The sequence below is a fragment of the Rhodococcus sp. SJ-2 genome, assembly GCF_053750035.1.
This window is the reverse complement of sequence record NZ_CM132340.1, coordinates 4502690-4526428: the sequence shown is the minus strand read 5'-3', so window position 1 is coordinate 4526428 and position 23739 is coordinate 4502690. Positions and strand designations below refer to the sequence as shown.

Sequence of the window (23739 nt, the reverse complement as noted above, 5' to 3'; positions counted from 1 at the left end):
GCGTGAGTGTCCCGTACACGGACATGGACGCTCTCGTACACCGAGATCACCACGATCGTGCCGACTGCGACGAACAGGTTACCCGGATGTTGACCGGCGTTTCACTTCACCCAATTGTGTACCCACTTCCGCCTGCCTCGGTCACCAATACAGTGTGATAGTGACAACTTGGCAGCCCGACATTCTCGGCGACGGATACCAGCAGCTCAGTCTACCTCTGGGCACCGACCCGGACGGGGAAGGCCAGATCAGTGCGACACTCGTCCGGTACCAGCCGGACGACGTCGATCTCCCCGATCGTGCGGTTCTCTACGTCCACGGTTTCACCGACTACTTCTTCCAGCAGCACCTGGCCGAGCACTTCGCCGCACAGGGATATCGATTCTACGCCCTGGACCTGCGCAAATGCGGTCGTTCGCGCGAGCAAGGGCACACCCCCCACTTCGTCACCGATCTGAGGTTCTACGATTCCGAACTCGATCAGGCCTTGCGTCTCGTGCGTGAGGAGACCGGTGGTGTCGAGACGATCGCGAATGTCCTACTCGCCGCCCACTCCACCGGCGGTCTCGTGCTTCCGCTGTGGCTCGACCGTCTCGAGCGGGGCCCTGGCGGGGCTCGCGGAGCCGGAGTGATGGGGCTGATTCTCAACAGTCCGTGGTTCGACCTGCAGGGGCCGTCCTACCTGCGCAATGTCGGCACGGCAGCGATCGACCTCATCGGGCGGCTCCGCCCCAAAGACGCGATACCCGGGCCGAAGCTCGACACCTACGGGGCGAGTCTGCAGCAGGGCGGCTGGACCTATGACCTCGACTGGAAGCCGCTGACCGGGTTTCCGATCAGGTTCGGATGGATCCGCGCAGTCCGACAGGGGCATGCGCAGCTGCACCACGGCCTCGATATCGGAGTGCCCTCGCTCATCCTGCGTTCGGGTAAGAGCGGTTCGGCACCGAAGTACGACCCGGCGATCGACACCGTCGACGCCGTGCTCGACGTCCGGCAGATCGCCCGGTGGGCGGGGTGCCTCGGCAACCGCACGACGATCGTGCCCATCGACGGTGCTCGCCACGATGTGTTCCTTTCCACACCCGGGCCCCTGGGTGAGGCGTTCCGGGAATTGGACTTGTGGCTGGAATGGTTGGACGGTCACAGGACCGGCAACGAGACCGGCGCTCGGGCAGACGTCGCCCGGCAACGAACCACGGGAGAGCATGCGTGACCCACTACGACCTCGCGATCATCGGCACCGGATCGGGTAACTCGCTCATCGACGAACGCTACGACGACAAGCGCGTCGCGCTCCTCGAAGAGGGCACATTCGGCGGCACCTGTCTCAATGTCGGGTGCATCCCGACCAAGATGTACGTCTACGCCGCCGAGGTTGCACGGACTGTGCGCACCGCAGGCAAGTACGGCATCGATGCCTCGATCGACGGCGTGCGGTGGAACGACATCGTCGATCGCGTGTTCGGGCGCATCGATCCGATCGCTGCGGGCGGCGAGCGCTACCGCCGTGAGGACTGCGACAACGTCACCGTGTACGGCGGGCATGCCCGGTTCACCGGTGAGCGCACGATCGACACGGGAACCGGCGAGGCCATCACGGCCGACCAGGTGGTCGTGGCCGCGGGCTCACGGGCGGCGGTCCCCCGCAACGTTCTCGACAGCGGCGTGCGTTACTACACGAGCGACAACATCATGCGTCTGTCGAAGCTCCCCGAATCGTTGGTGATTCTCGGTACCGGATTCATTGCCATGGAGTTTGCGCATGTGTTCTCGGCACTCGGTACCCGAGTGTCGGTGATCGCGCGCAGCGGCGCACTGCTGCGTCATCTCGACACCGAGGTGTCCGAGCGCTTCACGTCGCTGGCCCGCGAGAAGTGGGACGTGCATCTGACCGCTCCTGCACGCTGGTTCCGGCCCGTCGGCGACGGAGTCGAGGTGGAACTCGGAGACGGCACCGTGGTGTCCGGGGACGCACTGTTGGTAGCGACCGGCCGCGAGCCCAATGGGGACCTGCTCGATGTGGCGAAGGCAGGGATCGAACTGGACGACGAGGGCCGCATCGTCGTCGACGAGTTCCAGCGCACCACCGCGCGCGGCGTGTTCGCTCTCGGCGACGTGTCGTCGTCGTACCAGCTCAAGCATGTCGCAAACCACGAAGCCCGGGTCGTGCAGCACAACCTCCTCCACGATGCGTGGAGCGGCGACACATCCGGCCTGCGACGCTCGGATCACCGTTTCGTGCCAGCGGCGGTCTTCACCGATCCGCAGATCGCGACCGTCGGACTGACCGAGGAACAGGCCCGTTCCGAGGGGTACGACATCTCGGTCAAGGTCCAGAATTACGGGGATGTCGCGTATGGCTGGGCAATGGAGGACACCGAGGGCTTCTGCAAGCTGATCGCCGATCGGTCCACTGGACTACTGCTCGGGGCGCACATCATCGGGGCGCAGGCGTCGACCGTGATCCAGCCACTGATCCAGGCGATGAGCTTCGGGCTGACAGCACAGGAGATGGCTGCCGGTCAGTACTGGATCCATCCGGCACTGCCCGAGCTCGTCGAGAACGCCCTCCTCGGTCTCTGATCGGCTCGGTCTCGGACCCGGCCGGTGAACGCCACCTCCCGGTTCTTCGGAACCCGGGAGGTGGCGTCGTTTCGACTACCAGCTTCCGGTGCGCAGCGCGATCGCCGACGCGAAATCTGCGGGTGCGTGCGCCGGGATGTTCTCGACGCCGTCGAGTTCGACCACGCGGAACTCGCCGGTGACGTAACGCATCGAACCATCGGCCTCCGCCCGCCGTGCGGCGCTCCCGATCACGATGGTCGTCGGGACCTCCGCGGCCGGTGCCGACGCATCTCGCACGGTGCCCTCGGCGTCTTCGACAGCCGGGTGCCCGCGTTCGGCGACGACGAGACTCGCGAACCGGCCGAACCGGCCTGCCGCGACCGCCCACGCGAGTTCGGCGCCTGCTCCGCTGCCCACGAGATGCACCCACGGCAGAGTCAGGTCATCGAGTATCGCGAACACGTCGGCCGGGCCGAGACCGTCGATGTCGTCGACGACGATCGTACGAAGATCCGAGTTGTGCAGGCGCTCGCACACGACGTCGTACACCTGCGCAGACTCTCCGTCGTCGGGAAGCAACAGCACCGTATGCCGACTGTCGGGTCCCCCGACATGCACCCGAACGCTCCCCCCTGGGGCGCTCACCGTCCTGGTTTCCATGCGCGCAAACGCTACACGCCGGAGCATCCCACTTCCGGCATTGCACCCGCCCGACGCGGTTTCCTGATCGAGTGCACGAGTGCGGAGCAGACCGACATCACCTCGATCTCACATCGACCGACAGGGGCGGAACCTTCCCTGCCGGATCCTCTAGCTCGATTCGTGACGGACGCTCCACTCAGGGCAGAGTGAGGATCTCGCTACCGTTTTCGGTGACGACGAGCGTGTGCTCGAACTGGGCGCTCCACTTGCGATCCTTGGTGACCACGGTCCAGCCGTCGTCCCAGATCTCGTAGTCCGGGGTGCCGAGGTTGATCATCGGCTCGATGGTGAACACCATGCCCGGCTCGATGATCGTGTCGATGTCGGGACGATCGTAGTGCAGGATCACCAACCCGTTGTGGAATGTCTCGCCGATACCGTGGCCGGTGAAGTCGCGAACCACGCCGTATCCGAACCGGTTGGCATACGACTCGATGACCCGGCCGATGACGTTGAGCGCCCGGCCGGGCTTGACCGCCTTGATCGCGCGCATCGTCGCCTCACGCGTGCGCTCGACGAGCAGTCGCGCCTCCTCGGACACGTCTCCCGCCAGGAAGGTGGCGTTGGTGTCGCCATGCACACCGTGGATGTAGGCGGTCACGTCGATATTGACGATATCTCCGTCCTCGATCACGGTGGTGTCCGGAATTCCGTGGCAGATCACCTCGTTGAGCGACACGCACACCGACTTCGAGAACCCGCGGTACCCGAGGTCGGACGGGTAGGAGCCGTGATCGCACATGAATTCGTGTGCGATGCGGTCGATCTCATCGGTCGTCACGCCGGGGGCGACCGCCTTGCCTGCCTCGACGAGCGCCTGCGCCGCGATCTTCGATGCAACACGCATCTTCTCGATCGTCTCCGGAGTCTGCACCCACGGCTCGTTGCCTTCGTTCGCCGTGGGCTTCCAGACGTACTCAGGGCGCTCGATGGACTTGGGGACCTCGCGGATGGGGGTCGGGGTTCCTGGGACGAGCGGGGCACGGGTAGACATGCGTTCCAGGTTAGTCGCCCCCGACCCCGCCAGCGGCTCACGCCCCTCACACCCTCGCTCAGCGATCCACCGACCGTCTCTCGCCGATCACGACGTGCTTCCCTGCCGCAACAGGAACCGCTGCACCTTGCCGCTCGGAGTCTTGGGCAGGTGAGGAACGAAATGGACAACTCGAGGATAGGCGTGTGCCGCGAACTTCTTCTTCACGAGCCGCTGCAGGTCCGCTTCGAGTGCATCGTCGCCGTCGACACCGTCGCGGAGCACGACGAAGGCCTCGAGGACCTCACCGCGCAACTCGTCGGGTAGTCCGACGACCGCCGCCTCGACCACGTCCGGATGCATCACCAGCACGGATTCGACGTCGAAAGGTCCGATACGGTAACCGGCCATGATGATGACGTCGTCGTCGCGCGAGGAAAAGAAGTAGAAGCCGTTTTCGTCGATCTTGCCGGCATCGCCGGTCAGGTACCAGCGACCGTCATCGGTGAATCGGGTCGCAGTCTTGTCGGGTGCATCGACATATCCGGTGAACCACACCAGAGGGCTCTTCTCGACGTCGATCGCCACGCGGCCGAGCTCGCCGGGTGCGGCGATATCGTCGTTGTCGTCGCGCAACACCGCGCAGGTCCATCCCGGCAACGGCTTTCCCATCGATCGCTCCGGCACATCCTCGCGGAGGTCGTCGGCCCACGCATCGACGACGAACATGCCGTGCTCGGTCTGACCGTACTGATCGCGCACCACCACGCCGAGTTCCTCGCGCGACCAGGCCAGTACGTCGGGAGTAAGCGGCTCCCCCGCCGATGACGCCCGACGCAGGCGGATCCTGGTATGCGGAGCCGAGTCCGCTCGCAATGATCGATACACCGTCGGCGCTGCCGCGAAGTTGGTGACGCCGAACGTGTCGAGCACCTGCCAGGTGAGGGCCGGGGAGAACCCGGCGTGCAGCAGCAGGCTCCGCCGACCCGCGGCCAAGGGCCCGAGAAGTGCGTAGTACAACCCGTACGCCCAACCCGGATCTGCCGCGTTCCAGAACACATCGTCCTCACGGACGTCGAGACCGAATTCGAGGTAGGCGTGGAACGAGGCGAGGGCCTTGACCGGCACCGGCACGCCTTTGGGAGTGCCGGTGGTGCCCGACGTGAAGAGCTGGACGAGGCCTCCGTCGCCACCCACCGCCACCGCCTCACCTCGCGGATCGTGTGCGGAATGGGATTCGACGAGCTCGGCGAAGTCCAGACCGACACCGTCCCCGTCACCCGCGACGATCACCTGCCACGGGGCATCGTGAGGGATGTCGTCGCCGGGAGCGAGCTTGCCCACCTGATCACCGTCCGCGACAACGACCTTCGCGCCGCTCGCGCCGAGTCGGAAGGCGATGGCGGGCGACGCGAACGCAGTGAACAGCGGTACGTGCACGGCACCGCGACGCCAGATGCCGAGCAGCGCGACCACGAGGTCGGCGGACTTGCCCATCAGAGTGGCGACATGATCGCCCGGTTCCACACCGAGATCAGCAAGCGCCGCCGCGAATCGCGCCGACCGCTCGGACAGGTCGCCGTAGGTCAGGTCGACCGATCCGAGATCGGCGTCGATCACTGTGAAAGCCACCGCATCGGCCGGGTGGTCGTCGCACAACAAGTGGGCAGCGGTGGCGTCGGCTGTGTCGTAGCGGTCCAGAAGCTCCTGCACACGGGTTGCTGTGTCGGCCATCGGTCCGTCCTCTCGTCGCGCATCGGCATGGGCCCGGGCCCACTCGACCCTGGCACAATTTATGATTCCTGTCACAGAACCCTCCCGATACCCCCGGAAAGGGGTGGCCGACAGTGTCCACCACTGCCTCCTCCCTGCTTCGTCCCCGAGACGGCGACGCACTACGGAGCGAATTGCGCCGAACTGCCTCGCACGCACAGGTCCCCGTTGTCTTCGCCGGCGAGGTGAAGAACGGCCACCTGCACCTGAGCGAGTTTCTCGGCACGCGGACGAACGGTCTGTCGGGGGTCGTCGTACCGCCGCGCGCAGGACTCGGCGGCCGTGCACTCGACGAGGCGCGTCCGATAACCGTCGCCGATTACGGAAGCGCCTCGTCGATCACCCATCATTTCGACCGTCCGGTGCTCAGTGAGGGGTTGCGCTCGATCCTGGCGGTACCGGTGGTGGTCGGTGGCGCTGCCCGGGCCGTGTTGTACGGCGCGGTGCGCGAGCGAAGCCGCTTCGGCGATCGGGTCGTGAGCGCCTTCGTCCACGCCGCGACCAGGCTGGCGAGCGAGATCACCGTGCGCGACGAAGTGGATCGACGGGTCGCGATGCTCGGCTACCTCTGCTCCGACACGAAGAAACCGATCGCGGACACGGAGGTACGGGAGATCCACGCCGAGTTGCGCACGCTGGCTCAGAACGTCGACGACGCCGGACTCGGGCAGCAACTCAGGGCCTTGTCCGATCGTCTCGCGTCGACGCTCGTCGGCAAGCCGTCATCGGACACCGTGGTCACGCTGTCGACGCGTGAGACGGATGTCCTGTCCTACGTGGCGTTGGGTTGCACCAACGCCGAGATCGCCCGGCGCTTGGCGGTGGGATCCGAGACCGTCAAGAGTTATCTGCGCAGCGCCATGAACAAACTGGATGTGCATTCCCGCCATGAAGCCGTGGTCGTCGCGAGAAAACTGGGTCTGCTACCCTGACCGTGTTGCGGGTGCGGCTCACGGCCCGTCTTCCCGGTACTCGGGTGGCAGAGCAGCAAACATGTCGCGGGTGACGCCCACCGCGTTGTCCGAACTTCCACCGCGAACCACGAGCGTCGCGAAGGCGAGGTCGCCCCGATAGCCGACGAACCACGAGTGCGACCCGCCCTCGACCTCGGCTTCGCCCGTCTTGCCGTAGACGTCGCCCTGATCACGGATCCGATCGGCGGTACCACTGGTGATGACCAGACGCATCATGCCCCGCAGTCCGTCGACCACCTCAGCGGAGATCGGCGGCGCCTCGCCCTCCCGGGCCGTCTCCCTCCCCTCGATGAGGTACGGGACCGGGGTACGACCGCTCGATACCGTCGCCGCGGCGAGCGCCATCCCGAACGGGCTGACGACCACCTTGCCCTGCCCGAATCCGTCCTCGGTGCGTTCGACGAGATCCTCTGCGGGCGGCACGGAGCCCGAGTCCGTCGGCATGCCCACGACGTCGTAGTCGACGCCGATACCGAACTGGGCGGCTGCGACAGTGAGTGCATCGGGCTCCATCTCCGACGCGAGCTTGGCGTAGGTCGTGTTGCACGAGCGCGCGAACGCGGTGGCCATCGAGACGGTGCCGAGCGCGAACTCGTTGTAGTTGGGAACGCTGCGCTCGCCGATCGTGATCCGGCCTGGACACGGCACCATCGTCTCCGGGGTCGCGAGTCCGTTCGAAATCGCCGCACCCGAGGTGATGATCTTGAAGGTCGAGCCCGGCGGGTACTGGCCCATGAGCGCAACCGGGCCGTCCTTGTCGGCCGCCTGGTTCTGAGCAACGGCGAGCACGGCCCCGGTCGAGGCCTCGACGACGACCATCATCGCCTGTTCGACACGGCCATCGACCGCCGCTTGGGCAGCGACCTGGATCGGACGGTCGAGGCTGATCGAGAACGACGGCACCGGCTGCGGCGCAGTCTCCGTGAGGACACCGGTTTCGACGCCGTACTGGTTGACGAGCACCACGCTCCAGCCGGCAGTGCCGTCGACCTGGTCGATGACGGTCTTCTTGACCTGGCCGATCAGGTCGGGCGCGAAGGTGCGATCGGTCGTGACCATGTCCGCCTGCTCGGTGACGACAACACCGGGAATGGTCGCGAGCGCGTCGGCGACGAGTTCGTAATCATCCTCGCGAAGACGCACGACCGCACGCGGTCCGTCTGCTGCGGTGACGGACTCGGCGATCGACTGGGCAGTCAAGGACTGGTCGAACCGAGAGATCGCCGCCGACAGCGAGCGCGCCGCAGCCGGAATATCGGGGCTCCGGGACCCGTCGAACGCGATGCCGTACACGACGCCCGGCACGAGCACGTCGCTTCCTGCGTGCTCATTGACCCGCGCCCGCGGTGCAGGATCGCTCCTGAGGTACATCGTCTGACGATCGCCGAGCTGGGGGTGCACGGCGGATTTGGACCAGCGCACCACCCAGTCCTCGCCGCTGCGGCCCATGTGCAGTTGTCCGGTGTATTGCCACACTCGATCCTTGGGAAGGTGCCATTCGTAGCTGTAATCGACCACCGCGGAGTCACCGTCGAGCCGGGCTCCAGTAGTGGTTGCCGTGAGAGACTCCGCCTGCAGTCCGTCCCAGACCTCGACAAGCGAGCTCGCGGCATCATCGGGTCGGTCGGTGCGGGTGGCCGCCCCCTCGAAATCCTGCTCGGCGAAGGCGTTCAGGAACAGCTGGGCCGCCGGTTCCGGGCCCGCGGCGCGCGGGGTACAGGCTGCGACGAGCCCGAGGAGCATCAGCAGCGCCGTGACGGCGGCCGCGGATCTCCCCGCGGCACGGCACGACGGAGCGGATCGAGGTCTCATCGCCGCCATCGTAAGGGCTCGGGGCCCGGATTCGGCTCAGGCGCCACCTCAGTCCAGGAGCACCGTGGACAAGGTCGCAACCTGGCGGAACCCCGCTCGCGCGTAAGCGGCTCGCGCCCGGACGTTGAAACTGTTGACATACAGGCTCGGGAGACGACCGCTCGCAGTGACCGCAACGGCCACCGCGGCGGTGCCTGCGGTACCGAGGCCCTGCCCGCGCATTTCCGGCTCTACCCAGACACCCTGGATCTGCCCCACGGCCGACGACACCGAGCCGACCTCTGCTTTGAACACGACACGGCCGCCTTCGAATCTCGCCCACGCGCGTCCGGCGGCGATGAGACTCGCGACACGACGCCGGTAGCTTGCCCCCCCGTCACCTGCCCGCGGATCGACCCCGACCTCCTCGATGAACATGGAGATCGCCGCGGGCAGATACCGGTCGAGTTCCTCCGGCCGGACTCGCCGAACGCGCGAGTCGGGCTGGATGAGGGGTTCGCGGTCGAGCACGAGCAGCGGTTGCTCCGCACGCACCTCGCGCGGCGGTCCCCACGTCGATTCCAACAGCTCCCACATCGGCAGTGCGTACTCAGCGCGCCCCACCACCGAGGAGCACAGCCGGGGTCCGCGGGCGGCCCGCTCGGCGAAGGCGTGGATGTCATCCGGGTCGCCCAGGAGCGGAATCAGATTTGCGCCGGAGAAACACAGCGATTGGTCGGGACCGCCGCGGCTCCATATTTCCCCGCCGAACGAGCGGTGGTCGAGGCCGTACTCCTCCACACGCCCCGCCACCATGCACGACGCCACGGGGTCGCGGGCGAGCACCCGTTGCACCGCGGCCGTGTCGCGGCCTCCCAACGACCGGACACCAAGAAGCTTGAGCACTCGCTCACCACCCGTCGACAAGCCGATACGGAATCAGAGTGCCATGTGTCACGCCGTCGGGGAAATCATGTCCCGATCCACGGGTCCGAGTACGCCGCAGGCGTCTCGAACGCCCCATGCGTATCAGGAGATGGACACCGTCGGGGAGCCCGCTCCCGCGCCTTCCATCTCCTCCGCGATACGCATCGCTTCTTCGATGAGCGTTTCGACGATCTGAGCTTCGGGCACGGTCTTGATGACCTTGCCCTTGACGAAGATCTGGCCCTTTCCGTTTCCGGAGGCGACACCGAGGTCGGCTTCGCGGGCTTCGCCGGGACCGTTGACGACACAACCCATCACCGCGACACGCAGCGGGACCTCCATCCCTTCGAGTCCGGCGGTGACTTCGTCGGCGAGCTTGTAGACGTCGACCTGCGCGCGACCGCACGACGGGCACGAGACGATCTCGAGTTTGCGTGGCCTGAGGTTCAGCGACTGCAGGATCTGACCGCCGACCTTGATCTCCTCGGCGGGTGGGGCGGACAACGACACCCGGATCGTGTCGCCGATGCCCTGCGACAGCAACGCACCGAATGCGACAGCCGATTTGATGGTGCCCTGGAATGCCGGGCCCGCCTCGGTGACACCGAGGTGGAGTGGGTAGTCGGACTGGGCGGCGAGTTGCCGGTAGGCCTCGACCATGACGACGGGATCGTTGTGTTTGACGGAGATCTTGATGTCTCCGAAGCCGTGTTCCTCGAACAGGCCTGCCTCCCACATCGCCGATTCGACGAGGGCCTCGGGTGTTGCCTTGCCGTACTTGGCCATGATGCGTGGGTCGAGGGAACCCGCATTGACACCGATACGGATCGGGATACCCGCGTCGCCGGCCGCTTTGGCGACCTCCTTGACGCGGCCGTCGAACTCCTTGATGTTGCCCGGGTTGACGCGGACCGCCGCGCAGCCGGCGTCGATCGCCGCGAAGATGTAGCGCGGCTGGAAGTGGATGTCGGCGATGACCGGGATCTGACTCTTCTTCGCGATCGCGGACAGCGCATCGGCGTCTTCCTGGCGCGGGCACGCGACACGGACCATGTCGCATCCGGCAGCGGTGAGCTCTGCGATCTGCTGAAGGGTCGCGTTGATGTCGTGGGTCTTGGTGGTGCACATCGACTGCACCGAGATGGGATGGTCGCTTCCGACACCCACGCCACCGACCATGAGCTGCCGGGTCTTTCGCCTGGGCGCGAGGACGGCGGGGATCTCGGGCATGCCCAATCCGACGGGGCTGGTCACAGTTCGCCTTCTTTCGTAGCTACTGCGCGATTCTACCGGCGCAGGTCAGAACAGCTGGATGGGGTTGACGATGTCTGCTGTGAGAGTGAGCACCATGAACGCGCCGCCGATGACCACTGCGACATAGGTCAGTGGCAGCAGCTTCATGTAGTCGACGGGCGCGCCGACCGGGAGTCCGCGCAGATTACGGAACCAGTTGCGGATGCGCTCGTAGATCGCGACGGCCATGTGCCCGCCGTCGAGCGGCAGCAACGGCAGCAGATTGAACGCTCCGAGGAAGAAGTTCAGCTGCGCGAGCAGCAGCACGAACGACTCCCAGATTCCGCGTTCGGCGAACTGCCCACCGATGACACTGGCGCCGACGACACTCACGGGTGTGTCGATGGACCGTTCCCCACCCGTCACCGCGGTCCACAGGTCGGCGACCTTGCTCGGCAGCGACACCAGGGCTTCGGCGGTGCGCACCGCGAGGAAACCGGTGAACTCGAAGGTGGCCGGCACCGCCGACAGCGGGCTGTATTCGAGGACGGTCGGCTCGCCGCCGACACCGATCGCGCCGACCTCCCGCGAGACCGGCTCCGCGTCGGGCGCGCTGCTTTCGTACACCCAGCGCTGCACCTGCTGGATTGCGACCGGGAACGTGAGGGTCTCGTCGCCGCGCTCGACGGTGAACTCCGCGGTGCCCGTCAGTGCCTGCGTCTCCGTGACGAGATCACGGAAGGTCTCGACGGGGGTGCCGTCGACCGCCACGATCACATCGCCGACCTCGATGCCGGCCTGCTGAGCGGGACCGGTTCCCGAGCACTCGGCCGGCTCGTAATCCGGTGGCCCGGCCTGAGTCGGCGCTGCACAGTCCAGCGCCCCGACCACCGCGCGGTTGTCGGTGTTGGGAAGCCCTCCGGTCACCGCCAGCCCGTAGATGAGCACGATACCGAGGAGGAAGTTCATCGCGATGCCGCCGGACATGACGACCAGGCGTTTCCATGTCTTCTGCTTGTACATCGCGCGGTCGTGTTCGTCGGGCTCGAGTTCGTCGAGCGCGGTCATTCCCGCGATGTCGCAGAAGCCTCCGGCCGGGATCGCCTTGAGGCCGTACTCGGTCTCTCCGCGCCGGAAGGAGAACACACGGGGCCCGAAGCCGATGTAGTAGCGCCGGACCTTCATGCCGAGTTTCTGCGCGGTCCACATATGGCCGGCCTCGTGCAAGGCGATGGATACGGCGATGCCGAGGGCGAAGAGCACGACGCCCAGAACGAACAGCATGTGTGGCCGATCCTCCTACTTGACGAGTGTGCGAGCCCGCTCACGGGCCCAGCTGTCGGCAGCGAGCACATCGTCAACGGTAGCGGGTTCGGCCGACCACTGATCGGCGTCGCCGAGCACCGCCTCCACAGTACCGACGATCCGAGGGAACGAGAGCGCACCGTCCAGGAATGCCTCGGCAGCCACCTCGTTGGCGGCGTTGTACACCGCGGTGAGGCACCCGCCGCCCCGCCCGGCCGCGCGCGCGAGTTCGATCGCGGGGAAGACATCGTTGTCGACGGGCTCGAAGTGCCACGTCGAGGCTGTCGCGAAGTCGAGCGCCGGCGCCGCGTCGGAGACCCGGTGGGGCCATCCGAGGGCGAGTGCGATCGGCAGTTTCATGGACGGTGGCGACGCCTGCGCAAGCGTGGAACCGTCGACGAAGGTGACCATCGAGTGCACGATCGACTGCGGATGCACGGTGACGTCGATGCGGTCGTAGTCGACTCCGAACAACAGGTGCGTCTCGATGAGCTCGAGCCCCTTGTTGACGAGTGACGCCGAGTTGAGCGTGTTCATCGGGCCCATCGACCACGTCGGGTGCGCGCCTGCCTGTTCCGGGCTCACAGAGTCGAGTTGCGCGGTCGTCCAGCCGCGGAACGGTCCGCCCGATGCCGTGAGCACGAGCCGCGCGACCTCGTCGCCGGTGCCGCCCCGCAGACATTGCGCGAGCGCGGAATGCTCGGAGTCCACCGGCACGATCTGCCCGGGTGCTGCCGCCGCGGTCACCAATCCCCCGCCCGCGACCAGCGACTCCTTGTTGGCCAGTGCCAGTCGTGCACCGGTCGCGAGGGCCGCGAGGGTGGGTTCGAGCCCGAGAGAGCCGACCAATGCGTTGAGGACGACGTCCGCTTCGGTTTCCTCGACTAGCCGGGTGACGGAGTCGGAGCCGCTCCGAACAGGGAGATCGAGCCGGGATGCCGCGACAGGATCGGCGACCGCGATGTCGGCGACACCGGTCGCGCGGATCTGTTCCTGCAGCAGGTCGATGTTGCCGCCCCCGGCGGCGAGGCCGACGACCTCGAACTTGTCCGGGTTCGCGGCGATCACCTCGAGTGCCTGGGTTCCGATGGAGCCGGTGCTGCCGAGAAGCAGCACCCGCGTGCGGTCAAAGGTCTCTGTGTCGGCCACCCACACATTGTCGCTGATGCCACCGAGGGTTCCGCCCCGCGGTGGCGGACCGGGACGAATGCGACGCGCGGACTACGGCCCCCACTTCATACGACGGGCGGTCGTATGTCACGATGAGCGGCAACACCAGCATCTGGCGAGCAGGAGGAACAACGGTGGCCGGTACCGAGTTGCAGCCCACTCACGTCTCTACGGCAGAAGTGCCGTCGGCCGAGTGGGGATGGAGCGGTGAAGCTCCGCGGCTGTTCCGCGCCCTGGGTTGGATCTTCGCAGTGTTCCTGCTGCTGATGATGATCGGTAACCACAGCGGCTGGGTCGAAAACCTGTACCTGATCGGCTTCGCAGCCGTGATCGTCTTCATCCTGGTTCGCGACATCGTCAGGCGCCGCAAGCCCCGGTAGACCGGCGGGGTCCGAGACGGACTCGAACACACGAACACCCGAGGTGCGCAGGTGCACCTCGGGTGTTGTCGTCTCCGGGACCGGTATCTCGAGGGCGCCGTGGCCGGTCAGTGCCCCGACCACTCGGGCGCGCGCCGTTCCGCGAATGCCCTCGGGCCTTCCTGGGCGTCGTCGCTGTTGTAGCAGTACTCGGATGCGTGTCGCGCGGCCGCCAGCGCGGCCGATCGACCCATCTCCGTGGCGAGCATCACTGTCTCCCGCGCCGCTCGCACCGACAGCGGCGCGCCGGCGAGGATCTCGCGGGCGAGTTCGAGTGCGGAGTCGAGCAGCACGGGTGGTTCCGCGATTCGGTTGACGAGCCCGATTTCGTATGCGCGCTGGGCCGTGATGGGTTTTCCGGTGAGCAGGATCTCCATCATGATCCGCTGCGGGATCATGTGGATCAGGGGCGACGCCCACGGTGAGCTCCTGCCCACCTTCACCTCGGTGACCGCGAAGGTGGCGGTGGTGCTCGCGACCGCCAGGTCGCAGGATTGGACCAGGAGCCATCCCCCGGCGAATGCGGCACCGTTGACCGCCGCGATGGTCGGTTTGGTCAGCTCGACGTTGTCGTACGGCACCGGGATCAGATCGCGGGGCGGCACCCGCATCCCGGTCTGCACCATTTCCTTGAGGTCGCCGCCGGCGCAGAACGCCCGGTCGCCCGCTCCGGTGAGGATCGCGACGCGCAGCGCGGGGTCGGATTCGAATCGTTCCCACGCGGCGTACAGGCCCTCGCGGACGTCTTTGGCGAGGCAGTTCCGCGCCTCGGGGCGGTTGAGCGTGATGATCGCGATACCGTCCTCGCGGGCATCGAACAATACGGCGTCGCTCATTTCAGAAACCTCGCTGCTCGATCGTGTGGGCGTCACGCGCCAGGCCTTCTCTGAAGTCGGGGTGGGCGATGGCGATCAGTCGACGGGCCCGCTCGGCGAGCGAGCGGCCGCGCAGATCCGCGGCGCCGAACTCGGTGACGATCACGTCGACATCGCTGCGGGCTGTGGTGACCGGGCCCGACAACGTCGAGGTGATCCGGCTGATCGTGCCTGCCTTCGCGGTCGCGGGCAGGGCCATGATGGCGTGACCTCCCGGCGACCGGGATCCCGCGCGCACGAAATCCACCTGGCCGCCGGTCCCGCCGAGATAGGCTGCGCCGCTCTGCTCTGCGTTGACCTGACCCGTCAGGTCCACCTCCATCGCCGAGTTGATGGTGACGAGCCGCTCCAACTGCGCAAGCACGGCCGCGTCGTGGGTGTACGAGGTGGGGCACATTCTGATCTGTGGGTTGTCGTGCGCGAAATCGTAGAGGCGCCGGGTCCCGATGAGCGCTCCGGTGATGGACACCCCCTGGTCGATTCGCTTGCGCGCGTTGGTCACCGCACCCGCTTCGACGAGATCGACGAGGCCGTCCCCGAGCATCCCCGAATGGACGCCGAGATCCCTGCGATCCGACAGCAGTCGCAGCAGCGCGTCGGGGACCGCGCCGACTCCCATCTGGATGACGGAACCGTCGCCGATGTAGTCGGCGGCATGTCGCGCGATGGCCGCGTCGATGTCGCTGATCCGGGCCGGTGGCACCTCGACCGGCGGACGCGAAGTGTGCACGGCGTAGTCGATCCTCGATGCGGGCAGCATCAGGCCCTGTGTGAACGGCACCTGATCGTTGACTTCCGCGACCACGACACGAGCCTTGCCCACCGCTGCCTGCACGTAGTCGCTGACGAGTCCGTAGCTGTGATTCCCATCGGCATCGGCTTCGCTCACCTGGACGAAGGCCACGTCGCATCCGAAGATGCCGGCCTCGATCATCGGCCCGACCTGGCTGACGTGGCACGGGATGACGTCGAGGCAATGCGCTTTCGTCATCGACCGCAGCGCACCGATCGCGCCCATGCTCGACAGCCTGAAGCTGCCTGCCGTCTCGGGGCCGAAGATCCCGGAGAAGCTGGTCGCGACGAACGCAGTGAGGTCACCGATGTCCTTTCCCTGGGCGATCAGGGCTTCGATGAGGGTAGTGGGTTCTCCGCAGGCCTGCCCGATGACGATGCGGTCGCCGGGGCGCAGGAACTCACGGACATCGATGTCAAGTGCGGCGAGGACGTTCATGCGTCACTCTCGGCGCTCTCGGGCCGGGCCGCGGCGGGAGCACGAAGGTCGTCCATGATCTCGTCGGTGTGTGCCCCGAGCCTGGGCGCTGGCCCCGAGATGCGTCCGGGTGTGCGCGAAAACCAGGCCGGAGGGCCCGGGAATTTGACTGTGCCGTACGGTGATTCGACATTCTCGAAGAACCCGACTTCCTCGAGGTGCGGATTGTCGAACAGCTCGTCGAGATTTCGGACGGGCGCCGCCGGGATGTCATGGGAGCGTAGGAGATCGAGCCATTCCTGCGTCGTCCGCTCGAGGAAGGTGTCGCCGAGAAGGCGGTAGACTTCGTCGATGCGTGCCGCTCGCTGGGCGAGCGTCGCGAAATGTTCGCCGGCCCACGGTGGTTTCACGGCATCGACGAACGCGCTCCACTGCTTGTCGTTGTAGACGAGCGCTGCGATCCGACCGTCCTTGGTGCGGTAGGGCTTCCGGTTGGGCGCCACCACTCGGGGATACACCGCGGGTCCCAGCGGCGGCGTGAACATCGCCCCGTTGCCGTGTTCGACGAGCATGAAGGCCGCCATGGTCTCGAACATGGCGACCTCGACCTCTTGGCCTTCTCCCGTCCGTTCACGATGGAACAGCGCCATCATGGTGGCGTACAGGGCGGTCAGCCCGGCCACCTTGTCGGCGATGATAGTGCCGACGTAGCCGGATTCGCCCGTCAACTGCTCCTGCACGGACGGCAGTCCGCATTCGGCCTGGATGGTGTCGTCGTATGCGGTGAGGTTCGAGTCGGGGCCGCCGCGCCCGTACCCGTAGCAATTCGTGTACACGATCGACGGGTTCAGGGCCGCCACCTCGTCGTATCCGAAACCGAGGTGGGCGATCGCAGTAGCGCGCATCGAGTGGATGAACACGTCGGCGCCGGCGATGAGTTCGCGCAGGGCCGCTGCACCCTCGTCGGATCGAAGATCGAGGACGACGCTGCGTTTGCCTCTGTTGACATTGACGAACACGCCGCCCATGCCCGGCTCCGGTCCGACAGAGATGAATCGGGTGTTGTCGCCGACAGGGGGTTCGATCTTGACGACGTCGGCTCCCATATCGGCCATGATCTGGGTGCAGTAGGGCCCCATCACCATCGCCGTGAGATCGACGACACGCACTCCGGACAGGGGACCTGGGTGTTTCATCGGCGAAACCTCGCTGCGTCGGGTCGGAAGTCCCGGATGCGCATCCGTCCGGGTGGGCGCCAAACTATCAGATGAATCTTTACAAGGATAGTGGTATGACTGGTGGGTGGACGAAAACAATGCCATCCCGGGAACGATCGACAGAGTCCTCGATACCGCGCTCGCGGAGCGCCCGAATGCGCCCGCCGTCGACGCCGCCTCGGGAACCTGGTCGTACTCGGATCTCGACGACCAGGCCCGCCGGGCCGCCGGCGCCCTGTGGGCACTCGGGGTGCGCCCCGGAGACCGGGTCGCGGCATGCCTGCCCAACGATCTGGACATCATCGCAGCCTTCCACGGCACCCAACGAATAGGAGCCGTGTGGGCCGGCATCGGCGAAGCCCTCCCCGCCGCCGAACAGCAATACCTCCACGACCTCTGCACACCGGCAGTTGTTCTCGCCGGTGAACACTGCAAGCTCAGCACTCCCGGCCGTGCGGATCCGGACAGGTGGGCGGAACTACTCGCCCGCGGGGACCGAGCGCCCGCACTCGACCTCGACGTCGATGCACCCGCCGGAATCGCCTTCACGAGTGGCACGTCCGGAAAGCCCAAGGCAGTGGTCCACAGCCAGCGCAATCTCCTGCTTCCGGGCGCGGTCCTCGTCGCCACCCGGGGGTACGGCCCGGATCTACGTAAGGGCGACAGCTTCCCGTTCACGATCCTCAACCTCATGGTGCTGTCCACCTTGCTCACCGCGCAGGCCGGCGGATGCGCCGTCGTGATGAACCGGCGGGATCTCGAGGGCGTCGCCGAATGGATCGCCACACGCAGGGTGACGGTATGGAACGGGGCCCCGGCCCAGATCTACGACCTCGCCGCGCGCCCCGACCTCGACCTCGGCTCTCTGGAAGAGGTCTGGAGCGGCGGCAGCGACACGCCGGATGGATTGCGCAGAGCATTCGCCGACGCACACCACCTCGATCCCCGCATCACCTATGGCCTGACCGAGGCGCCCACCGTCGTGTCGATCGATCCCGTGGGCGCTGAGTGGCAGCCACGCTCGAGCGGAACTGTCCTACCGCATCTCGACGTGGCGGCCTACGACGACGCAGGTCAGCGCCTCCCCCCGGGTGAGCTTGGCGAACTGCGACTGACCGCGGCGAACAGCGGTCCGTGGGCGCACGTGTGGACACCCATGCTCGGATACCTGGAGGACAGCGTAATCAGCCCACCGGAACCGGGCCCCGTTGCCACCGGCGACATCGGAACCGTCGACGAGCACGGCAGGCTGACGGTACTGGACCGCAAGAAGCTCGTCATCATCCGGGGTAGCGCCAATGTGTACCCGCTCGAGGTCGAGCGGGTGATCGGCACCCACCCGGACGTCACCAAGGTCGCCGTATATCCGATCTCCGACGATCGGCTCGGGCAACGGGTCGCCGCGGTGATCGAAAGCCAGGTCGAGGAACCCGATTTCGAGGCACTCACCGAACTATGCCGGCGGGAACTCTCACCGTACAAGGTTCCGGAGATCTGGACGCGGGTCGATGCTCTACCCGTCAACGCCATGGGCAAGATCCAGCGCGCCGGCCTTCCCGAGTTGATCGACGCGCACCGCCGGTCAGCCACGATCTGACGATCGACGTACACCGCCAATGCTGCAAGAATCCGGCATGCATTCGAATCCGAGGAGACCCCGTGGCACTGACTTCCGACGCCGCCGCACGAATGTTCGGCCTCGAAGACCGGGTTGCGATCGTGACCGGCGCGTCCTCAGGCCTCGGTGCTGCAGTCGCCGAGACCCTCGCGTCGCTGGGGGCACGAGTCGCCGTCGTGGCACGGCGTAAGGACCGCCTGGAAGAACTTGCCGAACGGCTCGGAGGCCTGGCCGTCACCTGCGATCTGTCGGATCTCGATCAGGTCGGCAGCGTCGTACCGGCCGTGGCAGACCTGCTCGGCCCACCGCAGATCCTGGTCAACGGCGCGGGCAGCATGTTCACCGAAGAGCGGGCAGAGGACGAGCCGCTAGGCGCGATCCGGCGCACCATGGACCTCAATCTCCTGGCTCCGTTCCGCCTCGCTCAGGACGCATTCCCGCACATGCGCGCGATCGGCCGTGGCACGATCATCAACATCTCATCGATCAGTGGTCGTGTGGGTATCCCGGGAATCCCCCAGGCGTCCTATGCGGCAAGCAAACTCGGCCTGTCCGGTCTCACGTCCGAACTGGCCGTGCAGTGGGCACGGCACTCGATCCGCGTCAACACCGTGGCACCGGGGTTCTTTCGCAGCGAGATCACCGGCCCGCTGTACGAGAGCGAACGCGCTGCCGAGTACCTGCGCCGCAACACCCCACTCCCGAAGGAAGGTACGGCCGACGACATCATCGGTGCCGTCGCATGGCTGGCCGGGGATTCGGGAAGCTACGTCACGGGCCAGACCATCGTCGTCGACGGCGGTTGGACCGCGCGGTAGTACCTGCGGCGGGTACGAGGACGTCGCCGGCACCTGTGCTTCGGCATCAGTACTGCCGATGTCTCTCCGTTGCAGGCACCAGGAAAGACGATGGCCGGACGTCGCCGTGTTCCGGCCCTCGACGGGTGGCCTGCATATTTCGCGGAAGCGGCGCGTCAGCAGCATCGGTCACCGCAGAGATGGCTTCCGCGATACGCGGATCCGACCGCAATGCCGACTCCGCCGCTCGACGACGCTCACCCAACTCCGCATGCGCACGCCCGATCACCTGCATGAGGTGAGACGCCAGCAACGCCCCGCCACCTCGCAGCGCCCCGTCATCGATCTGCAAGTCCTGCACCGACCCATCGGCGCCGACCCGTACGGTCACGGTGGCGCTGCTCGCCGTAGCGCTCGCGGTCGTCAATGCAGCAACCAGTTCGTCGAGTTGCCCGGACAACGGGTCGATACCCGACCCCGCCCCTCGACCGAATACATCAGAATTCACGAACCCCCCTCGCGGCGTACCGACATGGCTGGGCTACCGTAGCCGATCATCCGCGGGGGCCGGATGCATCGGGGGGATACGTGTACGTCGATACAGCATTGGTGCGGGCGTTCGCATCGACGATGGGCGCCACCGGCGCAGAGGCAGGTGACGTCCGCACCGACAACGGGTGCAGCTCCGTCATCGACGGTCTGCCCGGGTCGTCGATCGCGACCGCTGTCGTGGCGCACGCTCTGCTCGCCCACACCGCACTCCAGCAGGTCGCCCATCATCTCACCGACACCCGCGACCGGTTGGTCACGAGTGCCGAAGCCTACGAGGCCACCGACGACGACACTGCAGCACAGCTTGTTTCGGTGGACGGGTCCGCTCTGTGGTGACCCCCACCGTCTCGCAGGTACTTGCATGGTCACCTGACACACTCCACTCCATGGCGGCCTCGTGGGCCGAAGCCGGGGCGACCTTGGACGGTCAGTTCCGAAAGGCAGGCGACACCGCTGCCGGGTCCTATACGTTCTGGACCGAGCACACCGGCGACACGATGCGCAGCCACGTCCACAACGTCCTGCATCCGGGCCGCACCCTCGCCACTGGCCTGGCCGATGCCGCAACCGAGCTGACGACCCATGCCGGACGCATACAGGATGCGCTCGGAACAACCGTTGCCCACGTTCTCAGCGCACGGGAATCCGGGTTCTCGGTCGCCGACGACGGCACCGTGACGCCACCACCACCTGTTGTCTCGGGTGCGCCGGACTCGAGCGGATCCCAGATCATCATCCAGATGGCCGCGCTGAGTCAGCGTGCAAACATCCTGACCAGGATCATCACCGCAGATCTCGTGGCAGTCGACACCGCCGACACCGCTGCCTCCACCGCCGTCGCCGACGCCTTCGTCACCGTGCGACGGGACTCAGACCTCGACCCGAATCTCCTCGCCCACTACGGAAACCTGGCCCGCGCCGATGCCGCCGGCGACGGTTCCGCGGCGCGCAACGGCACCCTCACGCCCGAGGATCTTCAGCGGATCGGCGACATCCTCATTGCCGCCCAACTCTCCCCCGCCCAGTTGGACGCGCTCGCGCGCGGGGACAGCATCACCTCTGTGCCAACGGTCGCACTGAACTACCTGCGCGATTTCTACCGCGAGGCAGGCACGGACGGACTCCTCGATGTCGCCGAGGTCCTGCGCACCCGCGAGGAATCCGGCGACGACGATGCGGCGTCCCGACTCGACGCACTCGCCAACGGACTCCTCACGATCTCGAATGAGAATGTCGGAGACGGCAACACGACCGGCGGCTACGACCTCGTTCCGGACGCCCTGCGCGACACACTCTCTCGTATCAACGAGACTAGTGAGGAACCACGCTTCTCCGGAGACTATTTCGACGACGTGTATTCGGAACGACGACTCGGCAGCATGGCGGCCCTCCTCGGCGAGGCCAACCCCGGTGTCGTTCCCGGCAAGGAATTCGCGAACGAACTCGACCACGCGGCGTCGCGCCTGATCGACATTTCCTCGGGAACCGGGGGTCTCTACCGAGACTCGTACGAGCCCGTCGCAGAAAAATTCCTGGACATCGGACTGCGGAACGAGGATGCCTCCTACGAACTGCTCACCGCGTCCGACAACACCCGAACGTTGATGCCGCTGTTCGAGCACAATTGGAACGACGACGGAGCAACACTCGGTCGTCTCGTGGATTGGATCCCCGAAGACTCCGCGGTAACCGACCCCGACGACACGGTTCGCGCCGAACGCGCAGGTGAGGCAGCGCACTCGCTCGCGCTGATGCTGTCGTCGTCGGGTTCCGACTCCCCTGTCGCGTTGACCGACGCGGCCAACACCAATCCCTACGGAAGACTGATGGACATACCCGGTGTCGGCGACGGGAGAGCTGCTCTCGGAGAGGTCAACCCGGCCCTGACACAGTCGATCGCCGGGGCGTTGTCACCGTATGTGATCGATATGGTGACCGACGATCCGAGGCTGGCCTACCACGACACCTTCGACAGCCTCGGGCCGGTCGAGACAACGCGCATCTATTCCCTGCTCGACAGCGACCCGCACGCGGGCACGCTCATCAGCGGACATGCGCTCGCGGCGGCAGAGGAGATCGACCGCGCGTTCGCGCGTTCGGAGGTGGATCCGCCGCCGATCTCGCTCGGCGAAACCTCCGGGCGGCTCCGCGCAGTGGTGGAAGGCGGTCTCAGGACCGAACTCGGCGACAGGTCGAGCGACGCCGACGAAGCAAAATCCGACCGCGCCGCAACACGTGCCGGGCATTTCGGGGCCGGGCAGGCGATCACAGCCACCGGATTGAGCTATCTCCCTCCACCGTGGGGTGTCGCGGCGTCGGGCGCTGTCTACACGGCTGGAGCGTTGATCTCGGGCGACATCATCGATGCCGACGGCAATCTCACCGACCGGTTCTCCGAGTCGCCGGAAGCTCGTTTTCGCCTCGGTCAGCACGAATCGGGCCCTGACCAGGTTCGTATGACCGACAACGAGATCAAATACACCATCCTCACCGAACTCGTCGACTCGGGCCGGGTTCCGGTCACCGACCTCCCACCGGAGGTGACGGACGAGGGCACCTTGATCACGTATGGGGAACTCATGACGGGGCGCACCGAGAACATCGGGGACCTGCAGAATATCGAGCGCGTCAGACAAGGCATTGTCGACGAAACTCCGAGAGCCTTCGAGCGTGCAGGCATTCGACATGTCGACGAGTACATTGGCCAGCACTCGACAGCGGTCAACGCCTACTACGACAACATCTTCCACAACTCCGATAACCAGAAAATGTTTGAGTCCGTATTTCGCGGCGATGGCAAACCCACCGGGATGAGTAGGTGGCCGGTATGAGACCGTCGCGCGTGTCGGCGCCCATTCTCACCTTCACCGCAATCATGCTGACAGCGTGCAATTCCGGTCCTGTAGCCGTTCCTGGTGCGCCGAGGTCGGAGATCCCCGGCACGGGAGGTTCTTCTACTCCGGCAACCTACTCAGTTCCCGAGAACCTGCTCAACTCCACCCTCATCTGGTCTTCCGAACCCGGAATCGATTTGTTCAGCGAGGAAGCCACCCTCACGCGCGCGGCGATCGAAGCCAACGTGATCGCACTCGCCGGCTCGAGTGCCGACAGTTACCCAGGATTCGACCGCGCCATCGACCAGGAGACAAGAAGTCAGTATGCCGAGTTGTCCCGCGGCACAGCGGAGCAGGTCGGCACTGGGCGATACCACATCGCGCGCATCGAACTCACGGACACCGGCTTCATCGCCCACACCTGCAGACAGAACGCCAACGTCGCGGCAAAGAACAGCGATGGCCGTTACAGCAGCTCCGTCACCACCGGAGAGCACAATCCAAGATTCGTATTCGAACGCACCCCCACCGACACACCACCCACAGCATTACAACCGACCGAACCCACCGCCACCCCACCCACCGACGACACCGGGCAACCACAATGGCAAGCCCCCACCTACGACGTCTTCACCGGCTGGAACATCAACATCGACGGCTCCTCCGGACGCGACCACACCCACGCCTGCAGGCAGTGGGGACACCAATACGCCCCCGACGCCATCGAAAACGACTACTTCGTACTCACCACCGACACACCACCCGACACCCTGCCCGCCTACCCCGGATGGTGAACACATG

General features: G+C 66.1%; 21 protein-coding genes. 9 read left to right on the top strand and 12 right to left on the bottom strand.

The window, feature by feature from the left end; translation table 11 throughout:
- Window positions 1-160: 160 nt before the first annotated feature.
- Window positions 161-1216 (top strand): alpha/beta hydrolase, encoded by a 1056-nt coding sequence (locus tag ACSYG9_RS21220; RefSeq protein ID WP_454839828.1) that lies wholly within the window; start codon window positions 161-163, stop codon window positions 1214-1216.
- Complete coding sequence (gene mtr, locus ACSYG9_RS21215) at window positions 1213-2586, top strand: mycothione reductase (RefSeq protein WP_454839826.1); 1374 nt, start codon at window positions 1213-1215, stop codon at window positions 2584-2586. The genes ACSYG9_RS21220 and mtr overlap by 4 nt, the downstream gene beginning before the upstream one ends.
- Window positions 2587-2661: 75 nt before the next feature.
- Here the strand turns inward: mtr and ACSYG9_RS21210 are convergent, their stop codons facing one another.
- The 3 genes from ACSYG9_RS21210 to ACSYG9_RS21200 all read right to left on the bottom strand — a co-directional run bounded on the left by ACSYG9_RS21210 (window position 2662) and on the right by ACSYG9_RS21200 (window position 5977).
- Window positions 2662-3228, bottom strand: coding sequence for an alpha/beta fold hydrolase (locus ACSYG9_RS21210; RefSeq protein WP_454839824.1), 567 nt, complete (start codon window positions 3226-3228; stop codon window positions 2662-2664).
- 178 nt (window positions 3229-3406) lie between these two features.
- Window positions 3407-4264, bottom strand: a complete 858-nt coding sequence (map, locus tag ACSYG9_RS21205; RefSeq protein ID WP_440124346.1) for a type I methionyl aminopeptidase — start codon at window positions 4262-4264, stop codon at window positions 3407-3409.
- An 87-nt stretch (window positions 4265-4351) separates the two neighbouring features.
- Window positions 4352-5977 carry an AMP-binding protein gene (locus tag ACSYG9_RS21200; RefSeq protein ID WP_440124345.1) on the bottom strand — a complete coding sequence of 542 codons (1626 nt, stop codon included), beginning with the start codon at window positions 5975-5977 and terminating at the stop codon, window positions 4352-4354.
- Window positions 5978-6090: 113 nt separating this feature from the next.
- Here ACSYG9_RS21200 and ACSYG9_RS21195 point away from each other — a divergent pair, with 113 nt between their 5' ends.
- Window positions 6091-6948, top strand: a complete 858-nt coding sequence (locus ACSYG9_RS21195; RefSeq protein ID WP_454839821.1) for a LuxR C-terminal-related transcriptional regulator — start codon at window positions 6091-6093, stop codon at window positions 6946-6948.
- Between the two features lie 18 nt (window positions 6949-6966).
- Here the strand turns inward: ACSYG9_RS21195 and ACSYG9_RS21190 are convergent, their stop codons facing one another.
- From ACSYG9_RS21190 to dxr, 5 genes are all read right to left on the bottom strand, one after another.
- A complete protein-coding gene (locus ACSYG9_RS21190; RefSeq protein ID WP_454843014.1) occupies window positions 6967-8733 on the bottom strand; it encodes a penicillin-binding transpeptidase domain-containing protein in 1767 nt (588 codons plus the stop codon).
- A gap of 117 nt (window positions 8734-8850) precedes the next feature.
- Window positions 8851-9687, bottom strand: coding sequence for a GNAT family N-acetyltransferase (locus ACSYG9_RS21185; RefSeq protein ID WP_169688700.1), 837 nt, complete (start codon window positions 9685-9687; stop codon window positions 8851-8853).
- Window positions 9688-9810: 123 nt separating this feature from the next.
- Entirely contained in the window at window positions 9811-10962 is a 1152-nt protein-coding gene (gene ispG / locus ACSYG9_RS21180; RefSeq protein ID WP_169688699.1) for a flavodoxin-dependent (E)-4-hydroxy-3-methylbut-2-enyl-diphosphate synthase, read from the bottom strand.
- A gap of 45 nt (window positions 10963-11007) precedes the next feature.
- Window positions 11008-12225: a site-2 protease family protein gene (locus tag ACSYG9_RS21175; protein WP_440124343.1), complete on the bottom strand. Its 1218-nt coding sequence runs from the start codon at window positions 12223-12225 to the stop codon at window positions 11008-11010.
- A gap of 15 nt (window positions 12226-12240) precedes the next feature.
- The gene (gene dxr, locus ACSYG9_RS21170; protein WP_440127747.1) at window positions 12241-13362 is read right to left on the bottom strand and encodes a 1-deoxy-D-xylulose-5-phosphate reductoisomerase; all 1122 of its coding nucleotides are present in this window, start codon (window positions 13360-13362) and stop codon (window positions 12241-12243) included.
- A gap of 188 nt (window positions 13363-13550) precedes the next feature.
- Between dxr and ACSYG9_RS21165 the strand changes: the two genes are divergently transcribed.
- Entirely contained in the window at window positions 13551-13796 is a 246-nt protein-coding gene (locus ACSYG9_RS21165) for a DUF2631 domain-containing protein (RefSeq protein WP_330131729.1), read from the top strand.
- 107 nt (window positions 13797-13903) lie between these two features.
- Here ACSYG9_RS21165 and ACSYG9_RS21160 read toward each other — a convergent pair whose 3' ends face one another.
- The 3 genes from ACSYG9_RS21160 to ACSYG9_RS21150 are packed head-to-tail and all read right to left on the bottom strand — an operon-like array spanning window position 13904 to window position 17116.
- Window positions 13904-14671 (bottom strand): enoyl-CoA hydratase-related protein, encoded by a 768-nt coding sequence (locus ACSYG9_RS21160; protein WP_440124342.1) that lies wholly within the window; start codon window positions 14669-14671, stop codon window positions 13904-13906.
- A 1-nt stretch (window position 14672) separates the two neighbouring features.
- Window positions 14673-15941 (bottom strand): acetyl-CoA hydrolase/transferase family protein, encoded by a 1269-nt coding sequence (locus tag ACSYG9_RS21155; RefSeq protein ID WP_454839818.1) that lies wholly within the window; start codon window positions 15939-15941, stop codon window positions 14673-14675.
- Window positions 15938-17116, bottom strand: coding sequence for a CoA transferase (locus ACSYG9_RS21150; protein WP_440124340.1), 1179 nt, complete (start codon window positions 17114-17116; stop codon window positions 15938-15940). Before ACSYG9_RS21150 ends, ACSYG9_RS21155 begins: the two co-directional genes overlap by 4 nt.
- Before the next feature lie 106 nt (window positions 17117-17222).
- Here ACSYG9_RS21150 and ACSYG9_RS21145 point away from each other — a divergent pair, with 106 nt between their 5' ends.
- Both ACSYG9_RS21145 and ACSYG9_RS21140 read left to right on the top strand, forming a co-directional pair.
- Window positions 17223-18734, top strand: coding sequence for a class I adenylate-forming enzyme family protein (locus ACSYG9_RS21145; RefSeq protein ID WP_454839816.1), 1512 nt, complete (start codon window positions 17223-17225; stop codon window positions 18732-18734).
- Window positions 18735-18796: 62 nt separating this feature from the next.
- Window positions 18797-19573, top strand: a complete 777-nt coding sequence (locus ACSYG9_RS21140) for an SDR family oxidoreductase (protein ID WP_440124338.1) — start codon at window positions 18797-18799, stop codon at window positions 19571-19573.
- A 46-nt stretch (window positions 19574-19619) separates the two neighbouring features.
- Here the strand turns inward: ACSYG9_RS21140 and ACSYG9_RS21135 are convergent, their stop codons facing one another.
- On the bottom strand, window positions 19620-20060 hold the full coding sequence (locus ACSYG9_RS21135) for a hypothetical protein (protein ID WP_440124337.1): 441 nt from the start codon (window positions 20058-20060) through the stop codon (window positions 19620-19622).
- Window positions 20061-20140: 80 nt separating this feature from the next.
- On the opposite strand from ACSYG9_RS21135, the gene ACSYG9_RS21130 reads away from it, so the two are divergent.
- Genes ACSYG9_RS21130 through ACSYG9_RS21120 form a run of 3 tightly spaced genes read left to right on the top strand, consistent with a single transcriptional unit; the run spans window position 20141 to window position 23732 of the window.
- Complete coding sequence (locus tag ACSYG9_RS21130) at window positions 20141-20440, top strand: type VII secretion target (protein ID WP_440124336.1); 300 nt, start codon at window positions 20141-20143, stop codon at window positions 20438-20440.
- 50 nt (window positions 20441-20490) lie between these two features.
- Window positions 20491-22935, top strand: coding sequence for a TPR repeat region-containing protein (locus ACSYG9_RS21125; protein ID WP_440124335.1), 2445 nt, complete (start codon window positions 20491-20493; stop codon window positions 22933-22935).
- The gene (locus ACSYG9_RS21120) at window positions 22932-23732 is read left to right on the top strand and encodes a hypothetical protein (protein WP_454839814.1); all 801 of its coding nucleotides are present in this window, start codon (window positions 22932-22934) and stop codon (window positions 23730-23732) included. The genes ACSYG9_RS21125 and ACSYG9_RS21120 overlap by 4 nt, the downstream gene beginning before the upstream one ends.
- Window positions 23733-23739 lie beyond the last annotated feature (7 nt).